The organism is Fulvimarina pelagi HTCC2506 (assembly GCF_000153705.1).
GTDB lineage: Bacteria > Pseudomonadota > Alphaproteobacteria > Rhizobiales > Rhizobiaceae > Fulvimarina > Fulvimarina pelagi.
On the sequence record NZ_DS022272.1, the window covers coordinates 3,319,641 to 3,338,190 of the forward strand.

General features: G+C 62.2%; 11 protein-coding genes and 2 pseudogenes. 7 read left to right on the forward strand and 6 right to left on the reverse strand.

Annotation, left to right across the window (positions count from 1 at the left end; translation table 11 throughout):
- The first annotated feature begins 56 nt into the window (after window positions 1–56).
- Window positions 57–3,647 (forward strand): ATP-binding protein, encoded by a 3,591-nt coding sequence (locus FP2506_RS15395; RefSeq protein WP_007068489.1) that lies wholly within the window; start codon window positions 57–59, stop codon window positions 3,645–3,647.
- Window positions 3,648–3,662: 15 nt separating this feature from the next.
- Here the strand turns inward: FP2506_RS15395 and FP2506_RS19565 are convergent.
- Both FP2506_RS19565 and FP2506_RS15405 read right to left on the reverse strand, forming a co-directional pair.
- Window positions 3,663–3,845: pseudogene (locus tag FP2506_RS19565) on the reverse strand (hypothetical protein); the annotation flags it as partial.
- A 123-nt stretch (window positions 3,846–3,968) separates the two neighbouring features.
- Window positions 3,969–5,063 carry a GlxA family transcriptional regulator gene (locus FP2506_RS15405; RefSeq protein ID WP_007068490.1) on the reverse strand — a complete coding sequence of 365 codons (1,095 nt, stop codon included), beginning with the start codon at window positions 5,061–5,063 and terminating at the stop codon, window positions 3,969–3,971.
- 143 nt (window positions 5,064–5,206) lie between these two features.
- Between FP2506_RS15405 and FP2506_RS15410 the strand changes: the two genes are divergently transcribed.
- On the forward strand, window positions 5,207–6,277 hold the full coding sequence (locus FP2506_RS15410) for a class I SAM-dependent methyltransferase (protein ID WP_007068491.1): 1,071 nt from the start codon (window positions 5,207–5,209) through the stop codon (window positions 6,275–6,277).
- A gap of 1,779 nt (window positions 6,278–8,056) precedes the next feature.
- Here the strand turns inward: FP2506_RS15410 and FP2506_RS15415 are convergent.
- Window positions 8,057–8,293 carry a hypothetical protein gene (locus FP2506_RS15415; RefSeq protein ID WP_007068495.1) on the reverse strand — a complete coding sequence of 79 codons (237 nt, stop codon included), beginning with the start codon at window positions 8,291–8,293 and terminating at the stop codon, window positions 8,057–8,059.
- Window positions 8,294–8,748: 455 nt separating this feature from the next.
- Here FP2506_RS15415 and FP2506_RS19570 point away from each other — a divergent pair.
- From FP2506_RS19570 to FP2506_RS19575, 3 genes and pseudogenes are all read left to right on the forward strand, one after another.
- Window positions 8,749–9,033 (forward strand): annotated as a pseudogene (locus tag FP2506_RS19570) (DNA methyltransferase); the annotation flags it as partial.
- Window positions 9,034–9,205: 172 nt separating this feature from the next.
- Entirely contained in the window at window positions 9,206–9,349 is a 144-nt protein-coding gene (locus FP2506_RS19280) for a hypothetical protein (protein WP_007068498.1), read from the forward strand.
- Between the two features lie 1,842 nt (window positions 9,350–11,191).
- Window positions 11,192–11,320: a DUF6538 domain-containing protein gene (locus FP2506_RS19575; RefSeq protein ID WP_425277086.1), complete on the forward strand. Its 129-nt coding sequence runs from the start codon at window positions 11,192–11,194 to the stop codon at window positions 11,318–11,320.
- 513 nt (window positions 11,321–11,833) lie between these two features.
- On the opposite strand, the gene FP2506_RS15435 is transcribed toward FP2506_RS19575, so the two are convergent.
- The 3 genes from FP2506_RS15435 to FP2506_RS15445 form a co-directional block, all read right to left on the reverse strand.
- A complete protein-coding gene (locus FP2506_RS15435; protein WP_007068502.1) occupies window positions 11,834–13,345 on the reverse strand; it encodes a pyridoxal phosphate-dependent decarboxylase family protein in 1,512 nt (503 codons plus the stop codon).
- 5 nt (window positions 13,346–13,350) lie between these two features.
- On the reverse strand, window positions 13,351–14,433 hold the full coding sequence (cysK, locus tag FP2506_RS15440; protein WP_040489187.1) for a cysteine synthase A: 1,083 nt from the start codon (window positions 14,431–14,433) through the stop codon (window positions 13,351–13,353).
- Between the two features lie 72 nt (window positions 14,434–14,505).
- Window positions 14,506–14,958: a cupin domain-containing protein gene (locus FP2506_RS15445; protein WP_007068504.1), complete on the reverse strand. Its 453-nt coding sequence runs from the start codon at window positions 14,956–14,958 to the stop codon at window positions 14,506–14,508.
- A gap of 163 nt (window positions 14,959–15,121) precedes the next feature.
- Here FP2506_RS15445 and FP2506_RS15450 point away from each other — a divergent pair, with 163 nt between their 5' ends.
- Together FP2506_RS15450 and FP2506_RS15455 are read left to right on the forward strand one after the other, a co-directional pair.
- Window positions 15,122–17,125: a hypothetical protein gene (locus FP2506_RS15450; protein WP_007068505.1), complete on the forward strand. Its 2,004-nt coding sequence runs from the start codon at window positions 15,122–15,124 to the stop codon at window positions 17,123–17,125.
- Window positions 17,126–17,388: 263 nt separating this feature from the next.
- Window positions 17,389–18,543 carry a glycosyltransferase gene (locus FP2506_RS15455; RefSeq protein ID WP_007068506.1) on the forward strand — a complete coding sequence of 385 codons (1,155 nt, stop codon included), beginning with the start codon at window positions 17,389–17,391 and terminating at the stop codon, window positions 18,541–18,543.
- Window positions 18,544–18,550 lie beyond the last annotated feature (7 nt).

Here is an 18,550-nt window from a genome sequence, read left to right on the forward strand (position 1 = left end):
TGCGGGGGGCTCGTGAAAGGCGGCGCAGGTGAGCCGTGAAAAATGCGTGAAACGATATGACCTGGTCGCTTGATCTCCTCGGTGGCTTCGCGCTTCGGAGCGAAGCGGGCGACTGCTCGCTGAACCCCCGCAAGGGGCGCGCGCTGCTTGCGATGCTCGCGCTTGCACGCAACGGCGTCCTGACCCGTTCGCAGGTTGCGAGCGTCTTGTGGGAGGTCAGCGATATCGAGCAGGCTCGCTCCAGTTTGCGGCAGACCCTCGCCCAGATCCGCCGGGCTGTCGGGCCCGGTCTCGTGGAGGGCGATACCGAGACGGTTCGTCTGGGCCAGGGGGTGACGAGCGACATCGCGCTCTTCCGGCAGGCAGCGGCGGACGGGGAGATGGCCGAAGCGGCTCGCCATTATCGCGGCGAGCTTCTCGAAGGCCATGTGTTCCGCGAGCGCGCGATCGAGGATTATCTCGCTCTGGAGCGGACGCGCCTGCGCGATATCGCGCTTTCGGCTTTCCTTGCCGAACTCCATCGGATCGGCGAACGCCCCGAGGCCGCGCCGATTGCGCACCGGCTTCTCGCCATCGATCCGCTTCAGGAGGCAGCGCACAGGCGCTTGATGGCGCTCGATGCGGCGAAAGGCGACGGGGCGGCCGCCCTTTCGCGCTTCCGAATGCTGAAAGAACGCCTCCACCGCGATCTCGACGTCGCCCCGGAAGCGGAGACGACACAACTCTTCGATGCCATCCGCAATCGGCGAAGCCATGGCGCCTCGAGTCAGGGCGGAGAGGCCCTTCCGGCCGGCTCGGATCAGCCATCTGCCCATCTGCGACAGGTTATTGTCCTGGCCGGATTCGATGCCGGCGAGGATACGAACGGCGGCTCGGACTGGGCGCGCCGGATGGCGGAATGCGCGGAGAGTGACGGTGCGCGGCTCTTCGCCGAAAACCCCGGCGAGATGCTCGTGATTTTCGGCCTCGACCGCACCTCGGATCGACATGCGGAGCAGGCGGCGACAATCGCGCTTGATCTTGCCGCCGCTCATGGCGAGCAGGCTTCCTTCGGGCTCGCCGAGGAAACGATGGTGATCGGCGAGAAGGCCGGGACAAGTCGGGTCGGCATGCGCGCGCTGCGTCTCGCCGCCGCCACCGAGCCCGGCAGCGTCGCCCTCGACCGGCGCCTTGCCTCCCGTCTCGGCATCGACCCGGCAGCGAGCCTGGCGGTCGGCCAGAACGGCGTTCTCCTGGAGCACCGAGTGACCTCGACGCGGCCAAAGCCGCCTTTCGTCGGCAGGCAGCAGGAAATTGCCCAAATCGTCGGCGCGATCAGAAGCTCTGCCGAAGAAGAATCGGGCCTGACGATTCACGTGACCGGTGAAGCCGGCATCGGCAAGACGCGGCTGATCGAAGAGGCAATTACGCAGATTTCCGCGGAGAACATTCGCTGCGTCTCGATGAGTTTTTCGGCCTTCGGATCGGCAACCACCTCCGTGCCGCACCGCATCGCCGAGGCGCTCACAGGCGATGGGGAAGTCGACCCACCTTGCGATCCGCACGATCAGGCGATCTTTGCGGACCTGCGTGGCGCGCCGCTCACGCCGTCCGAAACTCTCCGCCTCAGTGCCATGGTGCCCGCTGAACGCCGCCGACGCGAACTTAACATGCTCGGGCTTATGCTGCGCCGAAGCGGCGGGCGGAGCGGGGCGCTTCTCGTGGTGGAGGACTGCCACTGGGCGGGCCTCGGCGCCCTCGACTTTCTGCTCGATCTCACGGACATGACATCATGGTTTCCCCTCTGTATCGTTCTGACTGAACGCTCGGGTGAAGCCTCGCTCGCGCCACGTATCGCAGCGCGCGGACAGGCCTCGCTCATCCGGATCGCCCTCGCGCCCCTGCCGCCCAAAGCAGCCGATCTTCTAGCCGGCTCGATCGCGAGCACTTCCGAGGAACATCGCCGCCAGGCCGTCGAAAAGGCGGCTGGTCACCCCCTCTTCCTGCTGCGGCTTCTGGAGGACGGCTGGCGGGAGGGCAGCTTGCCAGCGACCGTGACGAGCCTCGTGCAGGAGCAGATCGAGCGACTGCCCGAGGAGATCCGCACAGCCCTTCGTCAAGCCTCCGTACTCGGCCGTATCGTCGATCCGGCGGCCTATCGCGCGATCTTTCCTGCAAGTCCCTTACCTACCCCGACCGGCGATCTGATGATCCGATCCGGCGACGAGCTGGCCTTCGGTCACGACCTCGTCCAGCAAGCGATCTATCACAGCGTTCCGCCAGATATCCGGAAGGTCTTCCACGGCCGCGCCGCCGCCTATTATCGGGGTGTGAGCCCGCTGCCATGGGCCGATCACGCGCTTCTGTCCGACGATGCGGCGGACGGCAGTCGCGCGGCGGCGGCCGCGGCGAGCGCGATGATCGCATCGCGCCGTTTCGCCGCCGCGACGACCTATATTGAGGCGGGACTCGCCCTTGATGCCGACCCGGAGGTGATCGCCGAAATCTACTCATGCCGTGCCGGCACGCGCCGCATCCGGGGCGATCTCAACGGTGCATTGCAGGATTATCGATCGGCCTTCGGCAAGGCGACTCGCGACGAGACGCGCATCGCCATGCTCGTGCGTATGGCTCTGGTCTTTCACCGGCTGGACCGAGGAGCAGAAGCCGATCGCGCGCTTTCCGATGCCGAGGAGATCGCCGACACGATCGGTCTTGGTGGCATCGGGCGGGCCGAAATTCACGAACAGCGGGGCAACCGCGCCTTCGTGCGCGCGGATTATTTAACATGCTTCTATCACCACCAAACCGCGCTGAAACTCGTCGAGCCTGTGGGGGACGTCCGGGCGCTGGCGCGTGCCTATGGCGGCATGGGAGACGCAACTTACGTGGTCGGCCGCATCCGCTCGGCCTATGGCTTCTTCGACAAGGCTGTGACGATCGCCGAGGAAAACGGGCTCGGCATGGTTCTAGAGGAATTCGGCTTCATGCGGGCCTATGCGCTGCATCTCGCCGATCCGGGACCGAAAGCGTTTATTCTGAGCGATCTCGCACTGAACAACTCCTGCTCCTCAGGGGCCGCTCGGGCGGAGATGCTGGCCCGGCAAACCCGCGCCGAGATGCGGCTCAACGCTCTCGACGTCGAAGGAGCCGCAGAGGATCTCGCAAGGCTGGACCAGCTACTCGAAAGTGATCCGGAGCGACGTTTCGCGACCACGCTCGATGTCCTGCATATCCTCTTTTGCCACCGGACAGGCGATATCGAAGAAGCCAGGCGTCGACTGCATCCTCATCTCGTCGGGGCGAAGGACGACACCTTCAATGGCGGTTTCCTGCTAGGGCTTTCTGCCCTGGTGCTGCCAGACGAGGCCGAGCGCCGAACCATGATTGAAGCCGGGCGCCGGCTTGTCGCTTGGCATTCGGCCTCTCACAGCGTCCTCTGGTTTCACCGCCTCGTTCTGGAGCACGCGGTCAATTCCGCGGACGACAAGCTCGCACGCGAAGCGATTGAAGCGCTCCAGGACTATACGAAGGACGAGCCCCTCGGCTGGACCGATCTCGCGATCGCGACGGCCGAGGCGGCAATGGATGGCAGGACGGGAGGCGATCTCACCGCGCGACGCGAGGCGACAATGCTGCACGACCTTGTCCACATGCAGCGAAAATAGGTACAGCGCAAAGCGCTAATGCATCGCCGCCGGGATCGCGATGCCGGCATCCTCGTATAAGTGGCGAGCACCCGAATGAAGCGGCATGTTGGTGGCCGCACCCAGATCGTCCAGCGTAACCTTGATCTTGGGGCGCGCTGTCTTGCACGCCTTCTCAATATTCTCCCAGAACGCTTCCAGAACCTCGTAGATGCTCTCCTCGGGAAGGTCCCGTCAGACGGCGACCCCGAGCGTCGCCACGAGGTTTTTGGGTGCGGACATCTTGGCACTCCTGAGAACGGCGAGCGGCAGAGATGAGCAGGATATCGCTGCCGGAGAGCCCTAGCCTCGCGGCATTACGGATGTCAGTGCCGGGCGTGTCGTCTCCGGTTCGTTTGGGTCAGCTGCGCCCGAAGCTGTCGTGCTGCGGGCGAAATCAGGGATCTGGAACCGTCTGCGGTAGGCCCCCGGTGCCATGCCGGTCGTGCGCTTGAAGAGACGTCGGAAGAAGGCCGGCTCTTCGTAGCCGACGCGCCAGCTTATGTCTTCGACCGAGGAATCTGTCCTTTCGAGACGCCGCTTGGCGTCCTCGATCCGAAGGCGCTGGACATAGGCGATGGGCGCGAGTCCCGTCGCACTCGCAAAGCGTCGCTTAAAGGTCCGCTCGGCCAACCGGGAGCGCCGGATCATTTCCTCGACGGGACTTCCGACTGAAAAGTTGTCTTTCAGCCATTCCTGCGCTCCCGCGATCTCTGCATCGCCATGATTGCTCTGCCCCTCGAAGACCATGTACGGGGTCAGGCCGTCCTGATGCCATTGCAGAGCGAATAGGCGCGCCACCTCCAGCGCGACGGTGGCACCCACATGATGTGCGATCAGGTAGAGCACGAGATCGTGCCAGGTGTTCGAGGCACCTGAACTGACCAATTCCTCGCGGCAGCCCGATATGACGAGCACGCGCTCAGGGTGGACGGCAACTTCGGGGTACAGCTCGGAAAAAGCATCGGCGTAACTGAAATGAACTGTCGCGTCGCGACCGTCGAAAAGCCCGGTCTCGGCAAGGAGGAACAGGCCGGAGCAGGCCGAGCAGATACGGGCGCCGCGGCCGTGCATTCGTACAGCCCAGGTGACCAGTTTGGGATAGCGGTCACGCCGCCAGCCCCCGGCCGCCAGCAAAATTGATGGCACAATCACGATGTCGCATTCCGACACGTCGTCCACGCTGGTCTGGACTTCGACCGGAACGCCGCTCGCCAGCCGCAGCGGACCGGATTTCTCGCCGACAATCCGGACCTCGATCGGCGTTTGGCCGGGCGTGACGATGCCCATCATTGCCGCGCCATTCAGCACATCGAACACCCCGGCGAGCGTCGAGATGACCGCGTCCGGCAGTGCCACGATGGCGACCTGGATTGGTTCCGGGCCTGGGTTCCTCATTGAAACAATTCGAGCTGGTGGCTGCCAGGCGCGACGGCCGGATTGGCAGAAATGAACCGATCTCGGGCACGCCCGGCTCTGTCGGAGAAACTACCGCGAACGTAAAGTCCGCGCCATCACCAACTTCATCGAGGATAAAAACAATGCTCGATAGACATGCCATCGATCAAACCAAGCTAGACGCCTTCGTCGGCAAAGCCGTAAGCGACCTTGCCGCAGGCTACAGCGGAGTAATGATCAGTCTGGGCGCTAAACTTGGTATCTATCGCGCCATGGCGGGCAGCGGGCCGCTGTCGTCGAAGGAGGTTGCAGAACGCTCGGGCTGCGCCGAACGCTATGTGCGCGAATGGCTGAGCGCTGAGGCGGCGGGGGGCTATCTCGCCTATCACGCCGCGAGCGACACCTATGAGCTCCTGCCCGAACAGGCCGCCGTACTCGCCGACGAGGATAGCCCGTTCTATATCCCTGCTGCCTGGAACGTCCCGGGTTCGATGTGGGCAGACGAGGAGAAGTCGCTGACAGCGATCCGTAACGGATCGGGCGTTTCCTGGGGCGAACATGATCGTCGCATGGCCTGCGGTAGCGCAGGCTTCTATCGCAACGGCTACAAGGCGAACCTCGTCGCCAATTGGCTTCCGACGCTCGACGGTGTCGTCGACCGCCTCAACGAGGGGATCGACGTCGCCGATATCGGCTGCGGCCACGGCCACTCGACGCTTCTAATGGCCGAGGCTTTCCCGAACTCGCGCTTCCACGGCTTCGACACGCACTCTGCCTCGATCGAAGAGGCACGCGGCCATGCCGAGGCCGCGGGCTTGTCAGGGCGCACGGATTTCGCGCTGGCCAGGGCGACGACCTATCCGGACAGGCAGTACGGACTGATCTGCTTCTTCGACGTGCTGCACGATCTGGGCGACCCGGTTGCCGCCGCAACCAACGCAGCCGACGTGCTGGCACCCGGCGGCACGGTGATGCTGGTCGAGCCCTTCGCGCACGATCACGTCGCCGACAACCTGACGCTGTCGGGGCAGCTCTATTATGCAGCATCGACGGTGATTTGTTGTGCCCATGCGATTTCCGAGGGAGGGCACATGGTCCTCGGCGCGCAGGCCGGCGAGGCGCGTCTGGCCGAAGTATTTCGCAAGGCGGGTTTCAGCCACTTCCGCCGAGCGACTGAAACGCCGTTCAACCTTGTCTTCGAGGCACGGCGCTGAACCTTCGAACCGGGCCGGGCATACCCGGCCCGCTCACCCGGATTCACCTGTGAGTTCCTCCATCTCGTTCTCTCCCCTGAATACGGCGCTCTCTCGTCTGGTCGCTCTTCTTACATTGTCGAGCTCGCTGCAATGACCGCGATAAGCGGCGCCGTACCCCATTTCAAGCTCTCTACCATGGCTCTCGGCATCGCCGGAGTCATGGGCTTTGTCGTCATCGTCTCCCGTTGGATAGGCACGGATTCCCCGTCAGCTGCCATTGCTTGAGCGCTAGGAAATCGGGCAACTCTTCGGCTACCATGGACTCTTCGTCGCTGCCCTTCGGGTCGTGCCGCCGCGCGAGGCTAGCCTTGCCGCCTATTCATGTTTGCTGCTCATCGTCCTTTTGTCTGCAATGCTGCCGGGCGAGAAGGACGGAAACGACAAGACCTTCGCGATCGCTGAGTGGGCGCCCTAACTGGCGACGCCGCCAATCCAGGACCATCCTTCGACGCATTCCGTGCTGGGGCGGCTGCGGTGACGGTGCTTGCCGGAGTTTTTGGAGACGACGGATTCGCGATGACCTCAACGACTGCGCTCGACAAGGCACCGTGAAGGAGCTTCAAAAGCTTCACGTCGGCCGCATCCGAGAATGTCGATCGCGCATTCAGACCGGGATCCACTTCCGCTCTGCGACGACGGTGGGGCTAGGACCAGGTCGGGACATCGGCGAACACGTACCCAGGACATTTCAGGTGGAGACGAACTGAGATTGCAGTGCTGTCGGGGATACGCCGACGCCAGTCTTCTAAGCGAGCGAAAGTTCGACTTAATAGCCTTAAAGCGGAAATGAGAGCATAATAACACACCACACATCTGCCTTTCCCTACCGCAGCAACCTATTAGGCGGGTTGCGTAACGAAGGGCATCGCCAAGAGACGAAGAACAGCGAGCAGATTGCCTTTCTCCAAAAGTATTCTGACCAACTCCTGCTCAATATGGTGTTGATCCGCGACGGCGTGCGCCACGCCTTGCAGTAAGGCCGCCGTAGCTTGATACAGCCGTTCCAGGCCCCTGTTCGCGGCCTGTTACAAAGATCTGGCTGGCGAAATTCGCTGTCGAGGCAGCTGAAAATTGCAGGCTGTACGATTCGTCTCGCTGAATACCAACTATGTTACTCGAAGCTGAAACGGCAGCCTAATGCAATGTCCGCTCTTAAATTGTTCATAGTTGGCTGCGTGCCAGAACGCCGATCTGCGATGCTCAAAGCCCTCGCAGATGGGTTCGAAGGTCGGCCAGCCAGCCTGTCAGAAGGCTAAATTGGACGCCGGACGGAATGGCTCGTGCCGCTGGACCGGCAGCCGAACTGCGCATACTGGGAGGCCAAATGACGGCTGGAGACGACACACAGCTGGTCGGCCTGCAACGACGGGAGCGCCTGGATCAGAGCCGCGGCGCCATCTCGGTCGCGACGGGTACGCGCCATTACGACCGAATCGAGCCGTCGCGATGGCGGCGAACCTACGCAGCCCCGATGAGGTCGTCCCCACAGGTAGCGACAACGAAGTTCGACCAGCTAAGCCCGGCCGCGTTCAGCACCTCGGCACGCACGAGCGCGCGGATCTGCGCATCGTCAGTATCGGTTCCCGGGCGAAATTTCCGCTGACCCGCAGCCGCCGGCGTCATAGCGGCACAAAGGGGGCAAGGTAGTGCTCGGCCCCACGCTGAAGGATGTCGCGGCCGAAACCGGTCTTCGGCGCGACTTCCCGGATCGTCTTGGCGTCTACCTGGAGCAGTGGACTATGTGAAGATCAGCTCGCAGTAAGAGAAGCGCAGGCCGACCTCGCTGAGATAGCGGCCCGTCACCGTCTTCTCGGCGGTCCGAGCCCGGGCGGCGGCATCGGTGCCGATACGGGAATCGAAGCTCTCGACGTTTAGCTGAGCGTCGGGTGCCAGCAGCGCTCGTATGGTGGGAGGGAAGCGCCGCAGGTCGCGGAGCGCGCCGACCCTGTCGAGGCCGTTTCGGATCGAGAGCACGCTGTTGAGGGGGCCGCCTACGAGGTATAAGCCTCGACAATCTGCCGCAACGAGGCACGCGCATTTCGAGGGGCGGTGTCGCGGATTTCATGCTGATTGAAATCGCGAACGACAAATACGTCCGCTACTCTCCGTCGATCGCCCGTTAGATCCAGTTTCCAGCGCCGGCGGGGCATTCGCGGGGCTTAGAGAAGGTTAGACCGGGATCCCCCCTCCCTCTCTTTCCCGCCCCTGCAAAGCGTTCTTTTGATCTGGCTGCGGCTAGATATTTACATCGGTTTCGAGACTGAGCACTGGCCTTTGTGTCAGATGGCCAGCAAGCCGTCGCTCACGGCCGGTATTCTCCTGATCTTATGACTACGCGGATTTGGTGCAGAGTTTTTTGCCGGCTGAAAGGGTCTGCGCTTCTCACCGAGTTCAAGAACCTCTGCGTCTGGAACAAGAGCAATGCCGGCATGGAATCGTTCTATCGCTCGAAGCACGAGCTGGTATTTGTCTTCAAGAAGGGCCACGGTCCCCATAAACAATCTCGGTCTGAGAGACACCGGACCCTATCGCTCGAACGTCTGGGACTATGCGGGAGCCAACAGCTTTGGGTGACGCGGGATGCAGACCTGGCCATGTATCCGACCTTCAAGCCTGTGGCGATGATCGCCGATGCCCCGCGAGCCTGTTCGAACCGAGGCGCCATCGTTTTGGACGTGTTCGGCGGGTCGGGCTCGACGCTGATTGCTGCCGAGAAATACGGGCGTCGGGCCCGGCTCGTCGAATTCGATGCCGCCTACTGCAATATGATTGTCAGGCGATGCAGACCGTCACTGGGCAGACAGCATACTTCCTGGCATCCGGCGGGACTCTTACCGAAGTCGAGACCGCGCGGTCTCAGAGCGACACGCTCGCGGGAGATGCCGCATGACGAAGCGCACTTCTGGATCGTCTCAAAACACCTTCGAAAGCGACCACCACTGCCTTCGCATTCACGTGTCTGCTACCGAACGGGCGATCCTCGATCACGTCGACCTGAAAGTGACCGTAAGCCAGAATGGGATCGCCTAGAACTCACTACGCGAGAAGCAATTCTCGAAAAATGCAAACTCGTCGCGATGAAGGGTTGGCCCCACGCGCTCAACCAGATCACCAAGATGCTGTTCAAATTGGAGCTTATTCTCGCAAAGCAGATCCTCGAGGACAGAGCGTTCGGGAGGAAAGTCCTGAAGGGCCAGACCAAGGTTCTCCAGCAATCAATCCGCCAGGCCCCGCAAAGTGGCATGAGCGAGGCTGCGATACTCGCCAGGGCCGATGACGTCACTCCACATCCTGACGACATCATCGTCGATGACCGCGGTTATCGCATTCGCGGTCCTGTCATCGATATCGACCTTGCGCATGTCCACAGATTCATCGCGATACGCGATGCTTTCATTCTCAAGGTCATCGGGACCGGCGCTCGCCGCCTGAAGAGAGCGGCGGGTCGTAGGCGGCGAAGATTCGTGAGGAGATTGAGGCGCTCCTGTCTTTTCCCGTTTCCGACGAGATCTACGCGCGCCGATTGGCAAACCTCTTCGCGCTCTGGCGCGATCAATGTCTGCCGCGATGCTTTCGCATTTGCGAGCCCCAGTATGTCTTACAGGATATGCGCACCATCCGGCTGACGGCGCGCGAACTGCTCAAGCTATGCCACCAGAGTTGGAGATCAGTCGGGATGGAAACCCCCAGAGGATGGCTGAGGCCACCGTTCAGTAAGGAGGTTCTGGGGGTTCGCTTCCTCGAACAGCTGATTTTCAATCTGAATGAGCTGACGAAGACCAACAATGACCTGTCACTTCGTGACTTCCAGAACATACTGATCAAGGCCGATCGAGATGCACGCCGGCCGCTGAACAAAGCATAGTTCCGGAGAGCCGCATAGATCGCCACGACAAGCGAACTCCCGCGGTGGATCATCGGCAAAGTCGCTTGATGACCATCGTACCGACGGTCTGCTGTCTCACTCTGTCGCGGACACCTGAACCCTGGCAATCGGCTTTGCGCCACGTTCGCCGACCGTCTTTGACCGTGACGGCGACGGTCGCCGCGCGACTGCGTCATGTCCGTAGCAAGTGCGTCCGAGCGCGACGAGCCAACTCTCGGACGTCAAGACGGCTTTATCCCATCGATTGACGCACCGCTGGCAGTTCCGACGTGCGAATGCGGGTCTCCGTCCCTGCAAGCTGCAGATCGTCCGAATGCGCCAGCATCTTCTCTGCTCTCTATACTCCCAAAATCCCGCCATCGCTCGACTTGGCTGTGGCTCTACGCGCTAACCCTCTCCGCTTAAAGCGACCATCTCTGGGAGGCTGCCCGGCCACGCGAGGGACATGGGCGCCGCTTACTCACCATCCAATACTCGACTTAGATCGTCTTTGCGACGCGCGGCTCGCAGCAGCCGCCGAGGGAAAGTCGGAGACAAGCGCCTCCGAACAATGCGAGAAGTTTCACGCACGAGCCTTCTCCTCTAGCGCTAAAAATGTGCGTAAACCGGAACTCCCATCTCGCGTAGGCGCAATCCAATTCCGCGAAACGAGAGTCCGATCACATCAAACGACAACTCCGTTCCACACAACAGCAATTCGTATGGGGCGCGCGGCAAGGCTTTTCTAGGCAATGGCGGCGCCAGGGCCGGGTAGATCCGATTTTGGCTAGCAGGAACATTCGGCGCTAGTACGCTGGCTCATCTAACTATTTTCGTTTCGATTGACCGCGACAGTACTGCCGGGCGACCAGAAACCAGTTCGCAAAAAGAATCCGCAGCCTATGTCTCCTCTAGACTCTGCTTTTCGAATCGTTTCGAACGATCGATCGTTCGATGGATTTCCGACAGGTCCACCGAGCTGGTCCACTCCGGTTAGAGCGCGTTCCATGGCGCACACTGCAAACCTGCGTGTCAAAGGCGGTCGGTACTATTTCCGCACAAAGGTCGCATACAATCTGCGTATGCGACTCGGCCGGTCCGAAATCGCACGCTCGTTGCAAACGGGCGAACGATGAGCAGCCATTGCAAGTGCTGCGATTTTCGGAACGCCCCGCCCCGAGTAGCGACTATCAAAATCAGCAGCTGCCGAGCAGCAAGGTGCCGTAGATCTTTTTGAGAATATCGGACCAGCCGGCGCGCCAAGCGAACATGCATATGTCCTTTGTTTCGCCGGGTTCACCGCCACCGGTGATAGCACCGTCTGAGACCGCGGCAATGGAGGTGACGCGGCCTATAAGCAGTCGCGCGACATAGTGAATGGCTGTGCCGCACGCCAGCGTCCTAAGAGGTTACGACCATCGTCAGTCGAGCAGCGCCAGCGTACCTAGGAAGGGGACTCCGTAAAGCCTAGTGTAGAAGTGCCAGCGACCGCGCGATGAGATAGAACTCGCGAGCGGACCGCCCCGTCGACGCCTCGGCTTGGGGCGCTTCATAAGATACTTTGGTAGCCTCGATTGGGCGAGTCGATTTTTCAGATTAAGGTCAGGTAAGGTCGAGTCCCAGGGCCGGGTAACAGACGGACGGCAGTCTTATTTGACAGTTGCTGGAGAGCTTTCGAGGACTGGTTTTGTGTGAGTTGCCGCCGACAGTTCGTCGCCGATCCTGACCACCTCGCGGGCTAGAAGATCGATATCCGCAGAGGTCGTCCGGTGATTGCAGATGGCAGCCCTCAGCGTGTGTGAACCCAAAAGCGCGGTATCGGAAAGAACGGCGATGCCTTTGTCCTGTAGCCGCAGCATGATCTCGACGTTTAGCGCCTTGCACGCAACCTCGTCCAAATTGCCGGGATCGTAGCGGAAGCAGACGATATTGATGACCTGCGGCGCGACGAGCGTCAGACGGGGATGTGCCTCGACCAGCGAGGCGAGGTGGCGGGCCTGATCGACGTTCTGGTCGATCAACCTGCCGAACTTCGCGGTGCCGTGCTCCTTCAGCAGCATCCAAACCTTCAGCGCTCGGAAATTTCGCGTCGTCTCCGGTCCGGACTGGTGCAGCCATGGCCCGGCAGCGATGCCGCGCGGTGCGGTTTCGAGGTATTCCGGCATGGTTGCATAGGCTTGCCGCAATAGCGCACCGTCGCGGATCAGGGCACAGCCCACCGAAAAGGGCGCATGCAACCATTTGTGCGGATCGAGCGCCAGCGAGTCGGCCCGCGCCAATCCCTCGACCAGATGAGCGCTTCGCGGCGCTATGGAGAGCAGCGCGCCAATGCAGCCGTCGACATGTAGCCACATGCCTTCGGCGGCGCAGAGATCCGCCAGGGCTCCGAGATCGTCGATCGACCCCGTGTTGACGGTTCCGGCAGTCGCGATCACGCAGACGGGACGGAAGCCCTCCGCACGGTCCTCTGCGATCGCCTTTCGCAGACGGTCAAGGTCGATGCGGTATGCCTTGTCGCTTGCGATGCGGCGCAACGCCCGGTTGCCGAGGCCGAGCGCTTCGACAGCCTTGCGGTGACAGCAGTGCACCTGGTCCGATCCGTAAAAGCGTAGGGGCGCCTCTACTGCGGCCACCCCCTCTGCTCGGACATCTATTCCGGCCATGGCGTTCCTCGCCACGGTCAATCCGATGAGGTTGGCCGCCGATCCGCCGTCGACCAATGTGCCGGCTGTCGTCTTGCTCATACCGACCATCTGGCGGCACCAATCGACGACCTGCCGGTCGAGATGAACGGCGGCGTGATCGCCGCCGCCAAGGTTCGATCCCTGTACGCCGGCGAGGAAGTCCGCCAACGCGCCGGTGAAGCTGCCCGAGCCCATGAACCAGGCCCAGAAACGCGGATGGATGTTGCCCATCGGGTAGGGCATCACCGTATCCTGCAGCTCGCGCATCACCTCGACGAGCGGGGTGGGCCGGTCGGGAACACAGGCTCGGAAGCCTGCCCTCACCTCTGCCGGGATCGGCTGCCAGACTGGTCGTTCCCGCACCTTGCGTAGGTAGCGCACGGCGTCGGAGACGGCGCCGACAGCAATCCGTTCGACCTCGGACCAGTCGACCGGGTCGAGCGTCTCCTCGCGCGGAAATGGCGAACCCTCGCGCATGGCGGTCAGGCCGCGAACCGGGCGCTGGCGGTCGAGTGCGACAGCGCCATTTCTTCAACGTCCATATCCGCCTCGATGCCCTCGAACAGCGGCGTCGACAGGTAGCGCTCGCCGGTGTCGGGCAGCATGCAGAGGATGACCGATCCTGCGGGCGCCGTTTCGGCAATCTGCCGGGCGACCGCGAAGGTGGCGCCAGAGGAGATGCCGCAGAAGATGCCCTCCCGACGCGCAAGTTCTCGGGTCCATTTGATCGCTTCGGGCCCGGCGATCTTGACTACTTCGTCGTAAAAATGGCCCGAAACCGCTTCCTGGAGCACGTACGGGATGAAATCAGGGGTCCAGCCCTGAATCGGATGTGGCTCGAAAGCAGGATGGCCAGAGGTTGGCGCGCCATCGGAGCCACGGTTCTGCGCAACGCCGCTCGACAGGAGTGCCGCATTCGCGGGCTCCACCAAGACGATCCGGGTCTCCGGCCGCTCCTTGCGCAACACGCGACCGACACCCGAAACCGTGCCGCCGGTGCCATAGCCGGTGACGAACCAGTCGAGACGTTGACCGGCGAAGTCGCCAAGGATCTCTCGCGCTGTGGTTGCCGCATGGATGTCGGCATTCGCTTTTGTCTCGAACTGTCGGGCAAGGAACCATCCGTTGGCCTCGGCCAACTCGACCGCTTTGCGGTACATGCCGTAGCCCTTCTCGGCGCGCGGCGTGAGCACGACCTTGGCCCCGAGCATACGCATCAGCTTGCGGCGCTCGACTGAGAAGCTGTCGGCCATCGTCACGACGAGCGGGTAACCCTTCTGCGCGCAGACGATGGCGAGCCCGATACCCGTATTGCCGCTCGTCGCCTCGATGACGGTCTGGCCCGGTTTGAGCAGACCGCGCCGTTCGGCGTCCTCGATAATGTTCAGCGCCAGCCGGTCCTTTACGGAACCGGCCGGGTTGAAGAACTCCGCCTTGACGTACAGCGTGGTGTCGCCGACACGGAGGTTGTTGACGCGGATCACGGGCGTGTCGCCGATGGTATCGAGGACGCTGTCGAACAGACGGCCGCGTCCTCCAGTGGTCCGGAGGGTTGAAGTTTGCATCTCTTTTTCCTCTAGCTTTTTCTGGTCGGTCCGGCTCAACCGACACGGCGGCCGGACCGGTGTGACTGAGGCTCAGTTCGTACCGCGCGGATCGTCGGCCGGGTCGACATAGGTGATGCCGAAGGGGCCGATCGCGTTGATCTGCACGAGGGTTTCATCTTCGATGCGGACGAAGTGGGCCATGCCCGTCGAGATCTGCACGAAGCTGCCAGGCTTCAGGATAGGCGCCTTGGCGGCGTCGAACTGCTCGCCCGTTCCTATACCGAAACCGCCCGAGAGGACCGTGACATGCTCCTCCTCGGGATGGGTGTGCGGGGGAATGGCGTAGCCTGCCGGGAACTTGAGCCGCATGACGAATGGCCCTTCCTCGGAAGGACTGCCGTGCAATACCGCAAACTGGACGCCGGGCGGCAAGGTCGCGGGGCCCGGTTTGAACGTGATATCCTCGACTGCGACCACCTTGTGATGAGCCGTGCCGGGATGGTCGGCATACGCCGGGGCCGCAAGCGTGATCGCCGCGGCCAACCCTAACGCGTTCGCAAGGGTGGCTCGTATGCAGGAGTTTGGTCTCATCTCTTGCTCCTCTTGAGCGAGTTGCCTGCTTCCAGACCGCGTGTGCGATCCGAGGATTCAGGAACCGGATCGCTCCGGATGCTGTCCGTGATAGAATGGGCGCAAAGGAGCAGGCGTGGAAACGAGCGTGGAAACTCGCGTGGAATCGCAAAGGCCGGGGCATGACGAAGCCCGACTTGCGCTGGCGATCCGGACGATGGGTCGACTACGGGTGCTGTTTGACGGCCAGACGATCGAGTTTCCGGCGTCGCGCAAGCTCCGGGCGCTGCTTGCCTATCTTGCGCTCGCGGAGAACCCCGTGGGCCGCAGCCGTCTATGCGATCTGTTGGGGGATCTACCAAGCGATCCCAGGGGCGAGCTGCGCTGGTATCTCAGCCGACTTCGGGCGGTTCTGAAGCGCGCCGGCGGCCGCCGCGTCGTCGTCGAAGAGGACATGGTGTCTCTCGATCTGACAGACACTGCAGTGGATGCGCTCGAGATCCGGAGGATAATGCGCGTCGGGGTGGAGAATGCGGGAATAGACGAGTTGCGCCGCGTGCTGACGCTCTTCACCGGCGAATTCCTCGAGGGTCTCGATCTGAAGCGCAGCCCCCAGCTCGATCACTGGCTGGAAGCTCGTCGCAGTTACTTCCGTTCCTGTCATGCTGCTGTTCTGGCACAGATCATCACGCGCCTGCCGGCCGATGACACGGACACGCGGGAGTTGTGCGAACGATGGACGAGCCTGGCTCCGTTCGAGATGCGTGCGCACCTCTCGCTAATGGCATCTCTGCCGAACGTCGAGGCGGAACGCCATTTGGCAGCCGCCGTCCGGCTCTTCGAAGCTGAAGACATGGATGCCGCCCCCCTCGTGCTCGCGTGGCGCAGACTTCGGGCTACCCCCGCCGCGGTCGCCGAACCGGCTGCCGTTCCCGCCGCGAAGGTCGCTCCTGTCGCTGACCGCGCGTCTCTGGCTGTGATGCCCTTTCTTGAGCCCGACGCCGTGGCGCCCCGTACCGGTCTCGGGGCTGGCTTGACCCGCGACATCATCGTCCGTCTCGCCAAGCTGCGCTCAATCTTCGTGATTGCCCAAGGCTCCGTCTTCGCGCTGGCCGAGCGCGGCATCGGCGCCGAGGACGCTGGTCAGCGGTTGAACGTCGACTATGTCGCCAGCGGCATGGTCCGGCGACGTGCTGGGCGCCTCTCGGTGACAGTCGAACTGGTCGAGGCGCAGAGCGCTCGCATCATTTGGTCGGACGAATACGAGGGTGCCGAGGACGAGGCCTTTGATGTCCTCGATCAGATCGGAAATATGATCGTATGGTCGATCGCCAGCGAGATCGAGACCGCAGAGAAGAACCGCGCGATCTTGAGGCCACCGAACTCACTCAACGCCTGGGAGGCCTATCACCGCGGCCTCTGGCACATGTACCGCTTTACCCGGGAAGACAATCAACTCGCACACGGCTTCTTCCAGCAGTCAGTCGCCACCGATCCGACCTTCTCGCGTGCCCATGCAGGTTTGTCCTTCACGCACTGGCAGAACGCGTTCCAGAAGTGGCAGGACCGGCAGAGCGAGACCGAGCTTGCCTATGCAGCAGCACAACGGAGCCTGCTTGTCGATGATCACGATCCGGCCGCCCATTGGGCCATGGGCAGGGCACTATGGCTCAGAAGGGACGAGGGACAGGCGATCGCCGAACTCGAGCGGGCCGTCGATCTCAGCCCGAACTTCGCGCTCGGCCACTACGCGCTTTCCTTCGTTCATTCGCAGTCGGGCGACCCGATGAAGGCGATCTCGTCGGCCGATCATTCGCAGCGGCTCAGCCCGTTCGATCCACTGCTCTTCGGAATGTACGGCGCGAAAGCAATGGCCAATGTCCGGCTCGGCCGGTTCGACGAGGCTGCGGACTGCGCCTTGAGGGCAATGGCACGCCCGAACGCGCACATCATCATCCGACAGATTGCAGCCCTCTGCCTGGCACTTGCCGGACGCGAGGACGAGGCGCGCGTGGTCGCTGCCAACATACGCGCATCGCTGCCCGGTTACCGGATCGACGAGTTCTTCCGGACCTTCAAGTTTCCACCCGAAACGGAAACGCTTTTCCGCAAGGGAGCAACGCAGATCGGATTGAATTGAGAAGGGGTGTCGCCGCCATCGCTCATTCGTATCCGATTTCGAAGAACCCGGAACGCCTGCTGCTTGAAGTCAAATCGCTGTCGGTTGGTCCGGCCAACATCTCGACCCAGCAAAATACGTGGCCGCGACGCTATCGTACACCAAAGCTTCCGTCTCTCCCTAACTAGCAATTCGAAGCACCGACCCCCGACTGCCGGTTCGAGCTCTCGAAGAAGCCATCGAGGCGTGAGACTTATGCGCCATCATCGCTCAATAATCCTGCAATGAAGCCGATAGCGTTCTTCGTTCACCATCAGGGCCGCGGCCACGCCAACAGGACTATGGCGATGGTGGAGGCTTTCTCGCGGACCCGGCCGGTCTCCGTGCTGACTGCCGGTCCGCATCTGTTCGAAGGGTTCGCCAGGGACATCGAACTCGTCGCGCTTCCGAATATGATCGGCGCAGCGGTCCCGACACCACGCCTATACGCAGAGCCGACGCCTTCGATCCTTCATTGCGTGCCGCTCGGCCTGAAAGAAATGCGCAGAACGATGCGTACTATTCTAGACCATCTCGACGACCGCGGCGTCGGGCTTTTCGTCGTCGACGTTTCATCCGAGATCGCGCTCATGGCGCGTATCGCTTCAGTTCCGGCGGTTCAGATCCGCATGCACGGTGATCGCTCCGATGCTGGGCATCTTGGTAGTTATGAGTCCAGCGTCGGCATGCTCGCTCCCTATGACGAGCGTCTGGAGCAGACCGATTTTCCGCGCCACCTCAGGGCGAAGACCTTTTATTCGGGAGGGCTTTGCACCACACGCGATCCGGTTCTTAGCAAAGAGGACGCACGCAGGAAGCTCGGCCTCGACCAAGCCCGCGAGGTCGTGGTCATTCTCACCGGCGGCGGCGGGGCGGGAACGCCCTACGCTCCGCTGACCGTGGGGGCTCGCGCACTTCCGGATGCCGACTGGCTGGTGCTTGGACCAACACTGAAAGAGGGGCACGAGACCGATTTCTCGAATCTTAGGGAGCTGGGTTGGGTGTCGAACGTGACCGACTATCTGGCGGCCGCGGATATCGTCATCGCCTCTGCCGGTGATAACACCGTCACGGAAATCGCGCGCGTTGCCCGACCTTTCATTGTCATGCCGGAATGGCGCTATTTTGGGGAACAGGCCCGCAAGGCTGAAGCCCTTGCGGCACTCAATGCCGCTGTTTTCGCTCCGCGCTGGCCGGGCGACATCCCAAACTGGCGGGCGCTGATGGATGAGGCGAGATCCCTTGATACTGCAAGGATAGCCGCGCTCTACGATCCCGAAGCAGCTGACAAGGCAGCAGGCTGGCTTGAACATCTCACCGACGAACTGTGGAACGAGAAACAGCCAAGGCTTTACGGATCGGTCACCCGGCCGGATGGTGTTGCTGCAGAAGCAAGTTGAAGAGATC